Source organism: Yoonia sp. GPGPB17 (genome assembly GCF_037892195.1).
In the GTDB taxonomy this organism is placed as follows: Bacteria; Pseudomonadota; Alphaproteobacteria; order Rhodobacterales; family Rhodobacteraceae; genus Yoonia.
Genome location: NZ_JATACI010000002.1, coordinates 1 through 16,542 on the forward strand (window position 1 = coordinate 1; position 16,542 = coordinate 16,542).

Genomic DNA, 16,542 nt, shown 5'->3' on the forward strand with positions numbered 1-16,542 from the left:
AGGTCAAACCCAAAAAGCTGAAAGCTATAAAGCCCAGTGGGACCGGCGAAATCACTGAGCCCAGTTCAAGCGGCCATGACGGCATGTTGCACCAACGAACTTGAAATTCGAATCTGGACTTCAGTGAAATCAATGCGTTGTGGTTCGCGGATTTGGAGCCAGCACCCAGATATGCTGAACCAGAAATTGGCCTTTCCCCAGGAAAATACTCTCAAAGAGTTTCCCACGGAAAGTTCGCATCGAAATTTTCTCACGAAGAACAAACCGGAACTTTCGTCACGAAAGTTTCTCTGAATTTTTCGAACGGTGGCCGTGAGCTCAATCCACTGGCGGACCGTCAGCTGTTTCGATCAAACGAATGTCTACTTCTTCACGAGACCGACCTTGCCGCCATTCGTCAAAATACACGACAAATGTTGGGATAGGTTCATCAGGATGATTGTCCAACCATCTTGTCGGAAACCCTTGACTGCCTGACCAATAGCCTCGTTTGAACAGCGGGCCGTGATTGCGAAATCCATAAGATGTGAAGCGATCAACGGGCGTGGACACGATTGGACCTTTATAGCTGCATTTCTTCTCGCCGTTGATCCAAATGTTGAGATAGCCATCATCGGCATCTGAGAAATTTGTGTTCACCACTATGTCCATCCACTTGCCCGTGGAAATCCGAATATTGAACAACCTTGTACATGGGTAACCAAACTTGTTTTCAGCCATCCATTCCTCATCTTTTCCTCTGGAAAGATCGTTGAGGTGGATGCCCATGTACTCCCGCACTGGCCCACCATCGAAAGCAGGAGTGAAGGCAATGACAGGTGGAGCATCCAGATCGGTTTTCCATTGGCCCAGCATCGGAAACCAACCGTAGCTGCGTGACGCAGCAAACAGATTTTCATGATAGAAACTCCAACCGAACCAAGCATCTTCGCCAATACGCAGGTTCTCCCTGCTTGGTCGTTGGGTGAGTTCGCTGCGATTGCCGCCGGTGACACCCAAATCCCGCATCGCGTTGTCATCGGTTGGGCGGATTTCAAAACGCTCTGAATGCGCACCGTAACGAACAGGATATGGTGCACCAACTATGTTGAACTGATGGGGCAGTTTGGTGCCGCTTCCGTTCCAACCATCGCGCGTGAAGCCTTGGTTGCGTTCATAACGCATGTCGTCATGCCATTGGCTTCGTGGCCAGTTGGGATCAGTGGGTTGCGCCAGGGCCGTTTGAACCAAACCCAAGGCAGCGACGGCGGTAATGATCAAAAGGCGTTTCATGATGCTCCAAATGAGATTTTGATTTTCCTACTTGGTTGGCCCGTCATTGTGCCAACGTGATGCCGGTTATTTCGGCTTCCCAACGCAGTGATGGGTGTAAGGCGCCATCCACATTGTCGAGTTGAAGAACCCGCCAACAATGGCTCCACACTTGGTCCGCTCCAATGATACGGTCCGTGGTTTCGTACCGTGTTGCCACGGGCTCGGAATGATTGGGCTGATAGCTGGTGACTGAGAACCGCATGTTGGTAATCGCGGTGTCACCACCGTTGTGGATCGTCACCCGCACGTGGCGATCTGGACATTGATCCGAATATTGAGCGACTACGAGCACATCCGCGCTGTCCTCAGCCAGTTGGTCGGAACCACACTTGTAGAGGGCAAAGATCAGCAACGCCCCAACGAACAACCAACGTGGATTGCGAAAGCCAGCACCCAACAGATTGAAAGCCAGCAGCAGGATCAGCGCAACGACGAGGCCAACGACAATGGCCATTCAGCGGATTTCACCAACTATGGTGACTTTGCCAGCGCCAAACTGGGCCTCCAAAAGTTGCTTCGCATGCAGCATGTCCCGCGCATCAATGGTTGTGGTGGTGAAGTTGCCATCAGCTGTGCGGATACGGGCTTCATACGTTTTCATCTGCTGCTCCTTGGTGTTCAAAGACGGGTTTGAATTCAACAATCGGCTCTAAGAGCCGACTTCAGCAGCAATAAGCGAAACCTGATTACATGGGCAAGAACTTTACACGGCTTTATAAATCGCGTTATGAGCAAGCAGTTGAAGCAAAACATCGGGTTGCGTGTGAAAGCAGCACGGCAACAAAAGGGCCTCACACAGGCTCAGCTGGCGGAAGCCATAGACAAAGCGTTCGAGACGATTTCCAACATCGAGCGCGGCAAGACTGCGCCCAATTTTTCCACGCTCTACGATATTGCCAACGTGCTTGGCCTGCCCATGCGGGAGTTTTTTGAGCTTGATCATGAGGATGTATCGGATGCTCGGCAGCGGCCGCTCATTCAGTTGAACACCATGATCTTCCAGATGGATGATCGGCAGCTGAACCTACTGTTGAAGCTTGGACAGGTGCTCAAAGAGGATGGTGAGAGCTGAACGCGTTACGTCGGACGCCTTATTGACTTAGCACCTTCCGGTGGGTTCCCGAAGGCTAAGCGCCGAGAAGTTATGCGGCCGGTTGGTGCCACAATCTCAATGATCGCATTGTTTTGCGTGTCGACAAATAGCCTGTTGAACACTTTGGGAAATTTTGGATGGCTGAAAATCACGTTGGGCAATCGAAGATCAGCCAGGGTTCCTGCCAGATAGTCGGGCAATCGCACAAATTCATCATAGCTGTTGACGCCATCCATCAATGGAGAAGTGAAAATGAGCTGTGGACGGCGGACATCGATGACGCCGCCTGAACGCCGCCTCATGATTTGAAACAAAAGCCATCCAAGATCAAATGCGAGGCCGTCATGTCGATCAAACATGGCATCTCTGTCACTGATCCATCGAATGCTCAGTGGCGATTTCTCGTCATGAATTAGATGGAAAACCAGCGCGCCGAACGAAGCAACCAGAAACATTCGACGTAGCAGAGCTGATGATGGGTTTTTGCCATCCAGTTCAAAAAGCAATGAACCAAGGCGATTGCCTAATTCATCATAGTACAATTCGTTCCCTGGCTCTGCTGCCTTCCACTGGAAAACGACCTCTTGGAGTTGCCTTACAACTGCCCGCATGGCCTCCAGAGTGATTGCAGCCTTGAGGTAGTTGCTCTCGCGCTCAACAACAAAGCTGTAGCTGAACGACACAGGTGAGCAAAAGTAATCCAAGAACTCCTGTGATGGAGCTCGTGTCGCCTTTATGTCTTTGGGCGCAAATGCAGAAATCCACGACGATATGTTTTGATCCGTATCGTGCTTCGGCATGATGACAAAGGAGAACGCATCACTCTTTTTGTTACGATTGCCTACGCTGTAGTCAGATGCGACAGTCCAATTTGCCGCAACCGGAGTTTTCCTGAACCAGCGCCTGAAATCGCTACGAACAGTTTGACCCGACTTTTCGATAAGATTGATGAGCTCCAACACACTTGGCTTCCTTTGGTGAGCTACATGCGCGGATCGCACTGTTTTTGCCGCTTTGTGGCGGTTGCGTTACTAGCAATTGGCTCATCACTATAGTTTTGCTCGGAAAAACCCAGCAGAACTTTCCTCACGAAAGTTTCTCTGAGTTCTTACAGGGTCCGTCTTACCATTCATCTGCCAGCATGATGGTGAGCACTCGACGGGTCTTGCTGAGGTCCGTGGGATCGTCGGAACCCAAGGTATAGTCTTGGTCGTAGCAATCCACCTTCCAAAACAGTTGATGTCCGTGAAACGCAAATGCTCCGAAGTCATGTTCAGCATGCGGGGTGCTGTCGCAGTTGAAGTCATCGAACTGGGCAACCCTTTGGATCAGCGTTTCAATGGGAATGTCCAGTTGGCTCAACAAGTGGACAACACCAGCGGTCACAAAGCGTTGCCCTGGTACGCTGGGATCGCCACTTCGGAAAGCATCGTTCAGTTGGGCTATCTCTGTGGTTTTGGATGATGCCATGTGGACGTCCTCGGTTGGGTCCAATCCAGTTATGGCGATGCGAAGGAAAGAGCGATTTAAGATTGAAAGCCGTGGGTAGCCTTGTTGGCCACCTCGAGGCACCGTGTATAGTGCAAACAAGTGGCCAAGTTGAGAGTCCAGAATGTGGGCGTTCCTCGCGTTATGGTTTGGCCTTCGTTGTGTAGCACAAGGAATTAGGACTGGATCATGGCCGTCAATAATTGGGCGTTAGAGGCCACCTTCAAATATGAAAATCAAGAAATTGAGTTATTCCAAATATCTGAGTGTTTGGAGCGTTTCGAACGAAATTTAGGTGGATTTAAAACTGGCAAAGTCAGCTATCTAGAGTTCAAAATCTTGCTCAATGACCCGAGAAAAGTCGATGATATTCTGACGCAACTTTCCGAAGTCGGTATCACTATAACTGAAAATCATACCGAAGTACGTTACTTTGAGACTACGCTTGCCGAAACAACCATTGATCACACTCACAAAGATTTCGACAATGACTTCCAGAGTGATAGGAAGTTTGCACGGGTAATTCTGAGCATTACGCCAAGGGACCAACACACACTTGGAAATCCGGACTTTTCGCCAACGGAAAGTACCATCGTATCGAACGTTGTTGGGGGAGCGATTCCACGCGAGCTGAATAACCACGCCATACGAGGAATCGAACGTGGTCTACAAAATGGTCCTTTCGTCGGAGGGGAAATTGCGAATGTGGAAGTTAAGCTTAAAGACGGTGCTTTTCATGATACATACTCGGACGCGAGCTCTTTCGAAACTGCAGGCAGGGAAGCAGTGCATTTAGCCCTTCGTTCTGCAGAACCGGCGATCCTCGAACCAGTTCTTGAATACAATGTCGAGACTGATCCAACCAACTCCGGAAATGTGTTTAATTTCGCCAGCAGTGCAAAGTGTCAAATTCTTTCCCAAGAAATAGTTCATGAACGATTGCAACTGAAGATTGCTTGCCCTGCATCTCGCACTGAAGACCTGCAAACCGCACTTAAGCTATGCTTATTGGAGGAAGACGGATACGGCGTTTCTATAAGCGGTTTTCGGGTGGTTGATGAAGTTGAGTTTGAAGAGCTAACAAATGAACGAGAGCTAAAACCTAAATTTGAAGTCGAGAACCGTCACCAAGATGAGCGAAGCAAATCGTCCTCGAAGCTAGCAAGTGTTCTTGTAGGGTTTTTGTTTTTTTGGGTTCGCTCGTTCTACTGTGAAGTAGTTCCAACACTCTTACGTCCGCGCTGGAAAGTTCCAGTTGAAGAGCTGATGCAAAGAGTGAGTGATCACGAATTATGGCTTGCTACCGATGGAGAGGAAGGCAAACGGCTAGAGTTGTTCTGGAAAAAGCTGGACGGTTGGGACGTTAGCCAAAACAACCTCGACCGATGCGTATTATGGGATTGTGACATGAGAGGGGCCCGGTTTGCAGGAACAAAATCAACAGAGGCTGGCAGTAGAGCTGAAGAAGAATTAGTCGCCTCAACACTTAGATTTGCAGACTTGTCATATTGTAGGCTTGAAAGAGCAGTGTTTTCTACCACTAGAGAACAGGAAGTCGAGCTACGTGGCTCTAAGTCAGCAATCGTAACCGGTACGCGATTTGTGGGATGCTCTGGTGTTTTTGGAGCAGAGGGTGCATTTTTTGGAAACGGGCTAGTTTTTGATCCCACAGAGCCACCGGTGGTTCAGCGTTGGTGGCCAGGAAGCAGTATTGGCGATTTTCCTTCGTGGAACCTAATTAGTACGTTTCAAAACCTTAGGCTTCTTGCGGTATCGAACACACTTGCGATTGCACTAGTCTTTTATGCCGCCTTAGCAAAAATCTTAAACAACAATCTCGAGACAATGAAACTTGCGTTAGAGGAGGCCCCTAACACTGACAGCCTAGCAAGTTTGGTAGCTTCAATTCCCCCATTGCCTACACCAAGCCATTTTGGCTACTTACTACTAGTTGTAGTCGCATTAACTGTAGCAAACATTCTCTACAACTATCTGTGCCCGACGAGCATTGGTTCCCAACTTACTATCTCATCTTACTCCGCCTATGGAAGCGAGGTTTTTCAATCTCTTGCGGCGCGCTACAATGGGCTCTTTGGCAGATGGATTTGCTTTTTTTCATTGGGCGGATGTTGCGCCTACATCGTCTATTATCTTGTCCAAAGAGTAAGTGAAGCGGTTCAGGTTTTTCTACCGCCAGTTTAGCGAGCTACCATATCGATGCGCATCGTTCGAGACCTTTGTGAGGTTTATGTCCATCGGTCTGAGCTTATCGGCAACAAAGTAGTGCTGGCGGGCCATCCGTTTCTGGAAAATGGTTTTGTCCCGTAATCTAGTGCAGCAAAATCACCCCCAAAGCACCATAAGCACGGCAAGGAGCGTTGCTAGGCTGCTGTGCTAGAACTGTGCTAGGTGCACGGCGCGGCGCTCACAACGCACTGTGCTAACTGAGCTTTTTCCAACTGTGCTAACACTGTGATAGGGTATTTTGGAATTTTCAGTGATTTTTGCTGCAATGCAGAAATGCAGTAAGCTATTGTTTTCGCGTGATTTAGATGGTGCCCGGGGGCGGAATCGAACCACCGACACGAGGATTTTCAATCCACTGCTCTACCCCTGAGCTACCCGGGCATCGGGACGAGGGGGACAACCACCGCGTCGGGTAGCGGGGTTTTAGACGCGAGGGATGGGGGTGTCCAGAGGGAACTGCCTCAAAAACCACGCGTTAGTGCGGTTTCTGCGTGTCTGCCTGTTGCAGCTGGATTTCCAACTCTTCGGCATCCTCCGGAGCATCAGCAGGGATCGCATATCCACCGTTAAACCACTTGGCCAGATCAAGATCGGCGCAGCGTTTAGAGCAGAAGGGGCGGAACGCGGTTTCAGTCGGTTTTTCACAGATGGGGCAGGCCATCAGATGTCCTTCAACAAATGCTTTGGAAAGGGGGGCGTTCGCGCTTGCGCTGCATTTCAAACAGGCCCATCGGGGTCCAGCCGACGAGTGACGTTTCAATCGGGTCTGTCTTGAACGCAGCGCGCAGCGATTGCTCAACTTGCTTGCGGTGGGCTTTTGACATCGACACGAAATCCACCGTGATCTGTCCGGCAAGCCCGCGCAGGCGCAAGGCGCGGGGCAGGGCACGGGCTGCCGCAAGGTTGGCTTTTAAGGCAGCAGCGGGCGACGTGTCATTGCCAGTATTGACATCAACTGCCACCAACGCGCGGGTGGGCTCGACGAACATGAACCCTTCACCCAAGGCGACTTTTGCTTGTGCAAGGTGGTCCAGTTGGTCCAGCACACCCATCTGGGCGAATGATCCCGTCTTTGTCACAACCTCGGCAGCGCCTGTCCATTCCCGCCAGGCGACGGTGTGCGGCCCGTCGCCTTCGGTCAGGGCCTCGGGGTTTGTCCCCTCTGCATCCGTCAAAACAGTATCTGCAAGGGCCGTCATGGCCAGAATGTCATCTGCAATGTCAGCTTCATCCGCGCCCTCGCAAGAGGACCGCAGGATCAACCCATGTGGAGTGTCGAAGACCTCATGTGCCACGCCGAGAAGCGCATCGCGCGCATCCTCATCCGTGATCTGGCGCGATATGTTGAGGCCCGGTTTCCCGGGCGTTACAATCGCATAGCGGCTTTTGAACAATACACGATCGGTAACCGGAACCGCTTTGCCGCCTTCTGCGATACCCGTGACCTGTACCAAGAGTGGTTGACCGGGTCGCAACCCTTTGCCTTGCCGCAGGAACGCTGTCTCGCCTTCGGGCAGGCGCATCATCATCCCGCCTTGGCCTTTGATTGGCCGATCACAAATGGCCCGAAAAATAGCACCAGGGCGCGGCGCATCTTCGTAATCAATCAGGATGTCATCCAGCTTGCCATCGACCAGAGAAGCGGCCGCTTCGATCCCGCCGATATGATCAAGGATGATGGTGCGCCCCTTCATGCGGGATCTTTGTTGCGCAGGACGCCTGCCGCGGTCAGCAAGCCAGCAGTTTCGGTCAATGGCAGGCCCACAATCCCCGTATAGGATCCATTGATCCATGGGATGAAAGCACCGGCCAGGCCCTGAATAGCATAACCACCCGCTTTGCCCCGCCAGTCATCCGAGGCCAGATAGGCGTTTACGTCCGCATCTGAGAGTTGTTTGAAGGCGACGGTACTCTGCACATCCTTGGTCCAGACCTGCGTGCCACGTTTGACGGCCAGAGCGGTGATCACCTTGTGGCGACGACCAGACAACGCAAACAAGAATTGCGCGGCCTCTGCCGCATCAGCGGGCTTGCCCATGATCCGGCGACCAAGGGCAACGGTCGTGTCAGCACATAGCACAACTTCGTCGTCAGCGGCATTAACGGCATTTACCTTTTCAAAGGCAATCCGTTTGACGTAGTCGCGCGGCAACTCGCCCTTGCGGACATCTTCGTCGATGTCGGGCGGGCGAACAGCCGTCGGGGTCAGCCCCAGTTGTGCCAAAAGTTCCAGCCTCCGGGGCGAGCTGGAGCCGAGTACGAGCTTCAAATCACGGTTTAGGGGAGGGTCGTCATACATTCCCCACACACATCACGGCTGTCGCCTTACTTGAAGCGATAGTTAATCCGACCCTTGGTCAGATCGTAAGGTGTCATTTCCACCTGCACCTTGTCGCCAGCCAGAACCCGGATGCGGTTCTTGCGCATCTTGCCTGCCGTATGCGCGATGATCTCATGGCCGTTTTCCAGCTCGACCCGAAACGTCGCGTTTGGCAGAAGTTCTTTCACGACACCTGGGAATTCGAGCAGTTCTTCCTTGGCCATGTGATCTCCTATATCTGTTGCCTGCCCGTTGCAGACGGCGTCTACATGCGCCTGAACGGGCGGTTTTTCAAGGGTGAATCAGCGAATGCGGCGTTTTGGAGGAGGACCGTGGACGGCTGCGGCGCCTCTGCGAGGAAAGTTGGGTATGATGGGGCGGTGTGAACGCGCAACGAAAGACCAAAACGTAATCCAATAGGCACGGGCGCCAAAAACCAACTCTTCTCCCTCTGTCTCAAGGGTGGGTCCTCTCCATGCTCACTTCGGTACCTCGCAGCTGCGCGTGGCTTGCGGTCCCGCTTCGCGCCTTTGATCTTGCACACCCGTGCTTCGCCAGCAGGTCAGGGTTGCACGCGCAACCTTTTCTTCAGTGAAGGTGAAAGGGAATCCGAGCACTATAGCTTTGCGATCTCAAAAGCGCGCAGTCGTCTGGCCATACCTTCGCGAATGGAGCTGATAGGCTCTTCCGGGAAACCAGGAGGCAAACTCTCTACGACGTCTTTCCAGGCAGAATCAAAGCGCTTCGATATGTCTTCGAAGATCGCGACGACCACTTCTGCACCAAGCCCGGCGGGCTTGGTCGTCTGCACAAAATGACGTGGTACAATGTCTGAGACCTTGTAGTGATTATTCTGACCAACCGACATCGCCAGCTTGACCCTCTGCGCTTGTAGCTGCCCAGCATCGAGACTGGGTTGCACAGAAATCACATCATAGAAAGGCGTCATGCCATAGCGCGCACCCGGATACAAAAACACGCTGTAGTTCTTCGCGTGCCCATCGGTTGCAGCCATGAGCCAGAACAGGATTTGTGCTTTCAAGAAATCTTCACGATCTTTGGTCGGCTCGTCACTGCCTTTCAGGAGGTCCAAGATGCTGTTCATGTTCGGCCCGCCGTCATTCTGATACTTGATGGTAGACGGCACCCCGAGCGCTTGGCAGCAATCCTCTTGCGGCAATCGGATCAAGCGGCCATCTGCGGTTTTCTGACGGTCAAAACGCTCAACAACAAGAACCCGGCGATCACCAAAATCAGTTATTTCGGTGTTTGCCACGTTCAGTTCAAAAGCATGCAGCAGGCGCAAACAAAGATGCTCGTTTTCAACAGAGTTGGAGAGATCAACACCGATGGGAAGCGTGCCAATCTGTGGCTTCAAAATATGTGTAGTGGGCGTTGTGCCGTGAGGTCTGATCCATTGGTCACCATCACGCAGTAGAGCGGTCTTTTCCTGTGCCCCGGCAACTGAGATACGAAAGTCCTGATCCTCATCAAGACCCAGCGGCGCGCGCGCGAGATTGGCTATGATATCCGCTACAGCGTCATCGCTCAGAACCTCGCCGTTTAACTCTTGGTTCGCATCAGGAGCTTCACCTTCTGGCAAAAACTGCATTGCGCCAACGCAGTCCCGGCCAACGGCTGCAAGCAAACTGTATACATCCGTACCTTCGGCCCCGCGTTTTTCGGCAACACGGCGGCGGATATCTTCACTATCAGGTAGAAGATTGTCGAAGACCGCCATGACGGGTGCACCGACATAGCGATCCTCGCGCAGCGGCAAGGATAGGGAGATTGGCATGGTATACTCCCAAGCAAGCCAATCTGGCGCATAGGAAAAATCAACCGCGCCGTTTGACTGACGGCTGAGCCTGCCAACATAGCGCGCGTTGAGAAAGACCTCTAACGGGGCGTAAGTCTTGCGCCGTGCCATTAAAATATATCCTCAATCTTCGTATCCGAGCCCTTGCTGCGTGGGCGCACCACAAGCTCAAGATCGAGTGCCGCCAAGATATCCATCATGGTCGTGAGGCTGGCATCGCTCTCACCATTTTCGATGCTAGAGATGGTGGCCTGACGTAGACTAGACTTTGAGCCAAGCGTTCCTTGGCTCATCCCTTTGTGCTTGCGGTATCTTCTTACGATACTGCCGAGCTGTTTTTGTGTTCTTGCAATATTGTCCATAGCCCACCTCTTAAGATCAATATACGCTAAGGCGCATATTTTGTCAATATGCGGCTTAGCGTATAAACTTTATATATGCGGTAAGGCGTATAAGTTTAGAGTATGCGCGTTAGCGTATAGAAGAGGATTCCACTAAAATGGAAGATCATCATCATAGTTGTAAGCTTCCTCCGCAAAGTAGCGCGTGATGGTCAAGGCAGGCGGGATCAGATCCGCCCTGAGCCGTATGGCAGTTTTCCGGAATATGCAGACTAAGTCAGAAACGGTGTTATCTTTGACAATGAGCGGCAGTCTCATCGGGAGAAGCGCGCCAACCATCTGGGAATACGCACCCCATGGCTTCATCCAATATCGTCGAGATAGCGCAGTTGAACGATGCATTCCGCAAAGGTGATCCCAGCGTGCCAGGACACACAACGCACGCATTTGCTCTCGACCAACCTATCGCGCCGAAGGCCTTATGGAGCGAGTTCCAGTTTTGGTTGCGAAGTGCCCGGACGCGGTCCCGATATTCATTTTGGCTTCTGTGACCGAGAGTTAGGAGGCCTTGGAGCGATATTGAGTCTTCAAGGTCCTTTGCTTGCTGTAGCAGTTTCTCAGTTGATGGTTCCAGTCGTCAAAAGTGCTGAAAAGCGCTTCGATTTCTTCCCAGTCGGGCCGCTCAAAGCTCTTCTCATTGGCAGCACCATCAGGCCTACTCAAAACTGCGAGCTGATCGTAAAACCGGCAGAAAATGTGTTGCGGTCAAAACGGCTGACGTTGCTGTCGGTTGTTGAGACATCGATGCGCAGACCGGGAGTAAAGCCTGCATAAGAGATATCGGGAAAACCGATGTTGGCATTGGCGAACACGGTCTCATCCTGACGGCCGCCGTCAACTTCAACAAATCCGAAAACACTGGGGTCGAATACAAGGTAGTCAGGATACGTGCTCCATCTTAGTCCACCCCCAACCGAGAGAGAAATGGGGCCCAACGGTTCGCCAAAGCCATACGTTATGCTGAGCGACTGTTCATCGGAGGTGTAGTTCGGCGTATCGCCATCACTATCGGTCAGTTTCAACGTGGTGGTGATCCGATTGCCGCTGTCCAGCTGATAGGTTATGGCCCCGGTTAGCGAGATGCGGTTCACATCACCGATTGACGGTTTCAGGTATGACAATCGTTCGCGGTCTGCGGAAACCGACAATAGTGTCTGATCATTGACGACAAAGCGTCGGTCCACTCCCAGTCTCCAGATGTCGTATTTGTCGTACTCGGTGGTTTCGGTCGCCAGATCCAGATCGCGGTATTCATACAAACCCCGCGCTCCTCTAAACGAGAGTGTCCCATTCTCTAGCGCGCGGTCATGGCGAATTGAAAGACTGTAGAATGACGTGTCAAAGGCCTCGTCCGGCACAGTTGTATCTTCAGTAATGCGCACGCGCGAAATCTGGTAGCTTAGGCCAACGGTCGAGCGGCTCTGAGCATTCTCCTGAAAACGATATTGTGTGCCAAAACCGAGGGAAGCGCGCCAACCAGACAAGGCGAGGCCATCCTCGCTTATGTTGCCCCCGGTATCATTGCCACCAATGATAAGGTCTTCATCTTCCGCCCCGCCATTCACGTTGCTCGACGGAACCAACGAAAAGGACAGTTGTGTGGACCATGGGTTGCGTTGGCTGACAACGCGGGCATCGCGTAGGGTCTGCGTGCGCTCTTCTTCATTTGGGGCGACGGTCAGCGCGCGGCGTAGCCAGAAGGTTGAGAGGGTAAAGCGTTCTTCATTTGCCGCAGCCAGTGCAGTCAGTCGCGCCGCCTCATAACGCTGCGCGTCGGACGAGGATACGCGCCAGGCCCGTGCACCGGCAACACGGCCTTTTGCAGGGTCACCAGCGCGCGGTGCGGCGGCCGCAATAACAATCAAGGCAGTCCGGTCATCGGGAAGTTGTGCAAGAATGGCTTCGGCAATCTGCACCGCGAGGGCAGGCTCGCCGGACACAAGAGCTTGGGTGGCGACGTTGCGGGCCTGATCAATACTCAGGTCGACCGATGTTTGCGCCACTGCGCCAACCCCACAAAGGGCCAGCGCGGCGGCAAAAAGTACGTATTTCATGCAGTGATAGTCTGCCTTACGGTGCGCCAAAGCAACTGTTCGGGTCGCACTGACCGATCACGAAAAGGCCATACTCCTGCAAGTTCGACGTATCGGCGTCGTCTGGAAAGTCACCTTGATAGGCACCGTCGTTCAATGCAACGATTCCGCCGACGAAGGTTGCATCCTCGCCGCCAAATGCACCAGTGTAGGAACCGGCACCACTAAGATCACCCAGCTCGATGTCGCCTTCAAAGGTACCATCTGCCTCAATGCTGGTGTTGATCAAGACAAGATCGTCAAGTTCTACGAATCCGCCACCCACGTCAGCTTGGCGGTCATAAATCGTACCTTCGGTCGCATTGTCAGTGAAATCAGCAACCAGATAGACGGAACCGAACACTTCGCCCACACCAGACGGCGTCACAACATCAGGGGCACCATTGCCCGGATCAATAGGCGCACCTACGTTGACTAGCCCTGCATAGTTCCCTTCAAAATATGCAAAACCACTGTCTGGTGCTGAGAACGTACCTTGCTCTAGAACGGCACCGCCGAAGAAGCGGTTGAACTGGCCACCATCCATTGTGACAATCGCAACAAGCTCGTTGTCTTCAGATGACGTGCTTAGGCGATTGCAGAAAATGCCCGGTTGATCGGGGTTTCTTGCTGATCGTACCGGTCATAGCCGTTCAATGTGCCATTGAGCGCGTATTCCTGAATCGCGTCTTCACCGTCCAGAGCGACAACCACGGTGAGCACACCCTCATTCAGCTCTCCTGAATCGACATCGCCTAGTGATGCGGTGGCGCCGTTCGTATTGCCACCACCACCCGGGGTGGGCGTATCAACATCTTGGTCTGCCGTTGAACTGCGATCATCACAGGCTGCAAGCAAGGCAATCACGGATACAAGGCCCAAAACCTTTTTCATTGGTATTCCTTTCTCTAAACATACGCACTTCTGGTTGCACTATTGATTATTGCGAAGGCAGCGCAAGCCAAGAAAACCCAATTCTTTCTGGTGTGGCTTTCGGGTTTTGTCGTTGTCATCCATTTTCTATAGTGGCAGGCAATCGATACGACTCATCCCCCGTTATTGCCGGAGACACGAATGCCCATCACCCCAGACCAACAGGCGGAAATTGACGCGCTGCGCAGCACCCCGAAACCCACGCTAAGGGCGGTGGCCGAAGGGATGGAGGGGCATCTTTACAAAGCCTACGACGTGCTGGATCACGGTTTCATCCGGGTCATCGACTATATGGGCGATGATGCTGCGATCTGTCAGGCGGCGCGCGTCTCCTACGGCAAAGGTACCAAATCGGTGCAAAACGATGAAGGGCTGATCCGCTACCTGATGCGCCACTGGCACTCGACCCCGTTTGAGATGTGCGAGATCAAACTGCACGTCAAACTGCCCGTCTTTGTGGCGCGGCAATGGATCCGGCACCGTACGGCGAACGTCAACGAATACTCCGCGCGCTACTCAATCCTCGACCGTGAATTCTACATCCCCGAGCCGGATAAACTCGCCGCCCAATCGGTGATCAACAATCAGGGCAGGGGCGAGGCACTGACCGGGGATGAGGCCGCCCGCGTGCTGGAATACCTCAAAGGCGACGCCGCGCGCTGCTACGACCACTACGCGGAAATGATCTCGGACGACGGCCAACAAGGCCTCGCCCGCGAACTGGCGCGGATGAACCTGCCCGCAAACGTCTACACCCAATGGTACTGGAAGGTTGATCTGCACAACCTCTTCCACTTCCTGCGCCTGCGGGCCGACAGCCACGCCCAATATGAAATCCGGGTCTATGCAGAGGAAATCTGCAGAGTCGTCGCCGACTGGGTGCCAGCAGCCTATGGCGCGTTCGAAGACTACCGCATGGGCGGCGCCACACTCTCGTCTAAGGCGATTGACTGCGTGCGGCGTATGCTCAAAGGTGAAGAGGTCACGCAAGAGACCTCTGGGATGAGCAAGGGGGAATGGCGGGAGTTTGAGGGGGTCTTGAACGACCCTGCGTAGCAGGGATGAAACGCTCTGGTGGAGCGTTTCAAGTGAAAGACGGGCGCGCCGAAAAGCGTGGCCACATAAATGTCAAGAATGTTAGGCTTACTCGTTAGGATTGAATTGTTGTAAACTTTGAAGGTGTAAAGACATGAGTGTTCTCTCAGACGCGATCTCGAATCTTGCAAGTAGGATAGCAAACCACGGTGAGACAATCAGTACAGAAGAGGCGGTAAAGACTTCGATCGTGCTGCCCTTTTTTCAATCCCTTGGTTACGATGTCTTCAATCCGGCGGAAGTCATTCCTGAATTCACGGCGGACACGATCGGTAAGAAAGGCGAAAAGGTCGACTATGCGATACAGCAGGGGGGAGATATATCAATCCTCGTCGAATGTAAGAGTTTAAACACAACTCTCAACGAAAAACATCTTTCACAGCTTTATCGGTATTTCACCGTAACCAATGCTAGGTTCGCCATTCTAACAAACGGGCGTGTATATCAATTCTACACCGATCTCAAAGAACCTCACAGGCTAGACAAGCGGCCTTTCTTCACGTTTGACATCTCTGATCACAACGATGCAGCGCTTGATGAGCTTGCCAAATTTGCAAAAGCAAATTTCAGCGTCGAAAACATCCTAGCGCAGGCAGAGCGACTGAAGTATGTCGCTGCCATCAAGCCCATTCTCGACGAATTCATGACAAACCCGCCAGAGGAGTTTGTTCGGCTGATCGTGGGGATGGTTTATGATGGACGCAGTTCAACCGCAGTAAGAGAAATGATCGGAACGGCCACGAAGGCTGCGTTTCGCGAGATCGTGAGAGAAAGAGTACGCTCTCGGTTGAATACGGCATTGGAAGATCCAGAGGCGGAGGCAGAGGAAGAAGATCAATCAGAGCCAGAAATCATCACCACTGAAGATGAGATTGAGGGACACCTTATCGTTAAGTCACTGTTACGGGGATCTGTTGATAGCAATCGTGTGGCAATAAGAGACGCAAGATCATACTGTGCCGTACTTCTTGATAATAATAATCGCAAGCCCTTGGCTAGATTGCACTTCAACCGTAGCCAGTACTACGTGGGACTCTTTGATGGGGAAAGCGAAGATCGAGTTCCGATTTCCGACTTGGACGATATGCTCGACTTTAAAGATCGATTGAAGGCGACAGCACAGAAGTACGACAAGGCGTGAATTGATAGGCTCGGCCCGGCATCGCCGGGCAGCGCCCGGGCCGGGGCTCCGCCCGTTCTCGCCTGAAAAGGTCCACTGGACCTTTTCCAAAACGGCGCGAACCCTCCCCCATGGGGAGGGCGCTTTTGCAACGCCGCAATCTACACGATCCGCGCAAGTGATGCCGCAACTGCGCATATCATAGCTGTCAGTGCACCCACCCCGAGGTCCGGGCGCTGCCCTTCCGTCGGGCGCAGATTGAATGCGCAGCCGGTGCTCTGCCCGTTGGGCCTGAAATGATCCCCCGGATCATTTCGGAAACGGCCCGCCCCCAGATAGCCCAACGTCATCGGGGGAAAAGCGACGTGGGGTTCCCCTCGCCAAGCACAAGCTGTTTGCGCTAGCAGTATCGCAGCTGCCCATTCATCGGAGGTTCTCATGCCGACTTCCAAGACCAACACCACATCCATCACCCCGCGGGACACATCCCGTTTCTCGGATATCCCGCCCGACCTGATCGACCGTCTGACGATTGAGGTCGACCGCCGTAGTGTCATCCGCCGCGATGCCCCAATGGCTAACCGCTTTGTACAGCAATTGTTTGTCGCGCGGCGGGCAGAGGTTTTGGCGGCCTGACATA

Annotated in this window: 20 protein-coding genes and 1 tRNA gene; 5 read left to right on the forward strand and 16 right to left on the reverse strand. The window is 52.8% G+C overall.

What is annotated here, in order from left to right:
* Positions 1–318: 318 nt before the first annotated feature.
* The 3 genes from QTO30_RS00285 to QTO30_RS00295 are packed head-to-tail and all read right to left on the reverse strand — an operon-like array spanning position 319 to position 1,915.
* Positions 319–1,272, reverse strand: a complete 954-nt coding sequence (locus QTO30_RS00285) for a heparin lyase I family protein (protein ID WP_340421698.1) — start codon at positions 1,270–1,272, stop codon at positions 319–321.
* A gap of 43 nt (positions 1,273–1,315) precedes the next feature.
* A complete protein-coding gene (locus tag QTO30_RS00290; protein WP_340421700.1) occupies positions 1,316–1,768 on the reverse strand; it encodes a hypothetical protein in 453 nt (150 codons plus the stop codon).
* A complete protein-coding gene (locus QTO30_RS00295; protein WP_340421701.1) occupies positions 1,769–1,915 on the reverse strand; it encodes a hypothetical protein in 147 nt (48 codons plus the stop codon).
* 162 nt (positions 1,916–2,077) lie between these two features.
* On the opposite strand from QTO30_RS00295, the gene QTO30_RS00300 reads away from it, so the two are divergent.
* The gene (locus tag QTO30_RS00300; RefSeq protein ID WP_340421703.1) at positions 2,078–2,386 is read left to right on the forward strand and encodes a helix-turn-helix transcriptional regulator; all 309 of its coding nucleotides are present in this window, start codon (positions 2,078–2,080) and stop codon (positions 2,384–2,386) included.
* A gap of 5 nt (positions 2,387–2,391) precedes the next feature.
* Here QTO30_RS00300 and QTO30_RS00305 read toward each other — a convergent pair whose 3' ends face one another.
* Both QTO30_RS00305 and QTO30_RS00310 read right to left on the reverse strand, forming a co-directional pair.
* A complete protein-coding gene (locus QTO30_RS00305; protein WP_340421704.1) occupies positions 2,392–3,369 on the reverse strand; it encodes a hypothetical protein in 978 nt (325 codons plus the stop codon).
* A gap of 160 nt (positions 3,370–3,529) precedes the next feature.
* Positions 3,530–3,877, reverse strand: coding sequence for a DUF3768 domain-containing protein (locus QTO30_RS00310; RefSeq protein ID WP_340421705.1), 348 nt, complete (start codon positions 3,875–3,877; stop codon positions 3,530–3,532).
* A gap of 207 nt (positions 3,878–4,084) precedes the next feature.
* Between QTO30_RS00310 and QTO30_RS00315 the strand changes: the two genes are divergently transcribed.
* Entirely contained in the window at positions 4,085–6,097 is a 2,013-nt protein-coding gene (locus tag QTO30_RS00315) for a hypothetical protein (protein WP_340421706.1), read from the forward strand.
* Positions 6,098–6,448: 351 nt separating this feature from the next.
* Here the strand turns inward: QTO30_RS00315 and QTO30_RS00320 are convergent.
* The 10 genes from QTO30_RS00320 to QTO30_RS00365 form a co-directional block, all read right to left on the reverse strand.
* A tRNA-Phe gene (locus QTO30_RS00320) sits at positions 6,449–6,523 on the reverse strand.
* Positions 6,524–6,617: 94 nt separating this feature from the next.
* Complete coding sequence (locus tag QTO30_RS00325; protein WP_340421707.1) at positions 6,618–6,803, reverse strand: DNA gyrase inhibitor YacG; 186 nt, start codon at positions 6,801–6,803, stop codon at positions 6,618–6,620.
* Between the two features lie 10 nt (positions 6,804–6,813).
* Positions 6,814–7,836 (reverse strand): ribonuclease E/G, encoded by a 1,023-nt coding sequence (locus tag QTO30_RS00330; RefSeq protein WP_340421709.1) that lies wholly within the window; start codon positions 7,834–7,836, stop codon positions 6,814–6,816.
* Positions 7,833–8,411, reverse strand: coding sequence for a Maf family protein (locus tag QTO30_RS00335; protein WP_340425846.1), 579 nt, complete (start codon positions 8,409–8,411; stop codon positions 7,833–7,835). The genes QTO30_RS00330 and QTO30_RS00335 overlap by 4 nt, the downstream gene beginning before the upstream one ends.
* 56 nt (positions 8,412–8,467) lie before the next feature.
* Positions 8,468–8,686 (reverse strand): translation initiation factor IF-1, encoded by a 219-nt coding sequence (infA, locus tag QTO30_RS00340; protein ID WP_007205486.1) that lies wholly within the window; start codon positions 8,684–8,686, stop codon positions 8,468–8,470.
* A 392-nt stretch (positions 8,687–9,078) separates the two neighbouring features.
* On the reverse strand, positions 9,079–10,392 hold the full coding sequence (locus QTO30_RS00345) for a type II toxin-antitoxin system HipA family toxin (protein WP_340421710.1): 1,314 nt from the start codon (positions 10,390–10,392) through the stop codon (positions 9,079–9,081).
* Positions 10,392–10,643, reverse strand: coding sequence for a helix-turn-helix transcriptional regulator (locus tag QTO30_RS00350; RefSeq protein ID WP_340421712.1), 252 nt, complete (start codon positions 10,641–10,643; stop codon positions 10,392–10,394). The genes QTO30_RS00345 and QTO30_RS00350 overlap by 1 nt, the downstream gene beginning before the upstream one ends.
* Before the next feature lie 698 nt (positions 10,644–11,341).
* Positions 11,342–12,736, reverse strand: coding sequence for a surface lipoprotein assembly modifier (locus tag QTO30_RS00355; RefSeq protein WP_340421713.1), 1,395 nt, complete (start codon positions 12,734–12,736; stop codon positions 11,342–11,344).
* Between the two features lie 16 nt (positions 12,737–12,752).
* Positions 12,753–13,301, reverse strand: a complete 549-nt coding sequence (locus tag QTO30_RS00360) for a hypothetical protein (RefSeq protein WP_340421715.1) — start codon at positions 13,299–13,301, stop codon at positions 12,753–12,755.
* A 41-nt stretch (positions 13,302–13,342) separates the two neighbouring features.
* Positions 13,343–13,648, reverse strand: a complete 306-nt coding sequence (locus tag QTO30_RS00365) for a hypothetical protein (protein WP_340421716.1) — start codon at positions 13,646–13,648, stop codon at positions 13,343–13,345.
* Between the two features lie 180 nt (positions 13,649–13,828).
* Between QTO30_RS00365 and thyX the strand changes: the two genes are divergently transcribed.
* Together thyX and QTO30_RS00375 are read left to right on the forward strand one after the other, a co-directional pair.
* The gene (gene thyX, locus QTO30_RS00370) at positions 13,829–14,743 is read left to right on the forward strand and encodes an FAD-dependent thymidylate synthase (RefSeq protein ID WP_340421718.1); all 915 of its coding nucleotides are present in this window, start codon (positions 13,829–13,831) and stop codon (positions 14,741–14,743) included.
* Between the two features lie 133 nt (positions 14,744–14,876).
* Positions 14,877–15,923, forward strand: a complete 1,047-nt coding sequence (locus QTO30_RS00375) for a type I restriction endonuclease (protein WP_340421720.1) — start codon at positions 14,877–14,879, stop codon at positions 15,921–15,923.
* Between the two features lie 140 nt (positions 15,924–16,063).
* Here the strand turns inward: QTO30_RS00375 and QTO30_RS00380 are convergent, their stop codons facing one another.
* Positions 16,064–16,342, reverse strand: a complete 279-nt coding sequence (locus QTO30_RS00380) for a hypothetical protein (protein WP_340421721.1) — start codon at positions 16,340–16,342, stop codon at positions 16,064–16,066.
* Between QTO30_RS00380 and QTO30_RS00385 the strand changes: the two genes are divergently transcribed.
* Positions 16,341–16,538: a hypothetical protein gene (locus tag QTO30_RS00385; RefSeq protein ID WP_340421722.1), complete on the forward strand. Its 198-nt coding sequence runs from the start codon at positions 16,341–16,343 to the stop codon at positions 16,536–16,538. The genes QTO30_RS00380 and QTO30_RS00385 overlap by 2 nt on opposite strands.
* Positions 16,539–16,542: the final 4 nt, after the last annotated feature.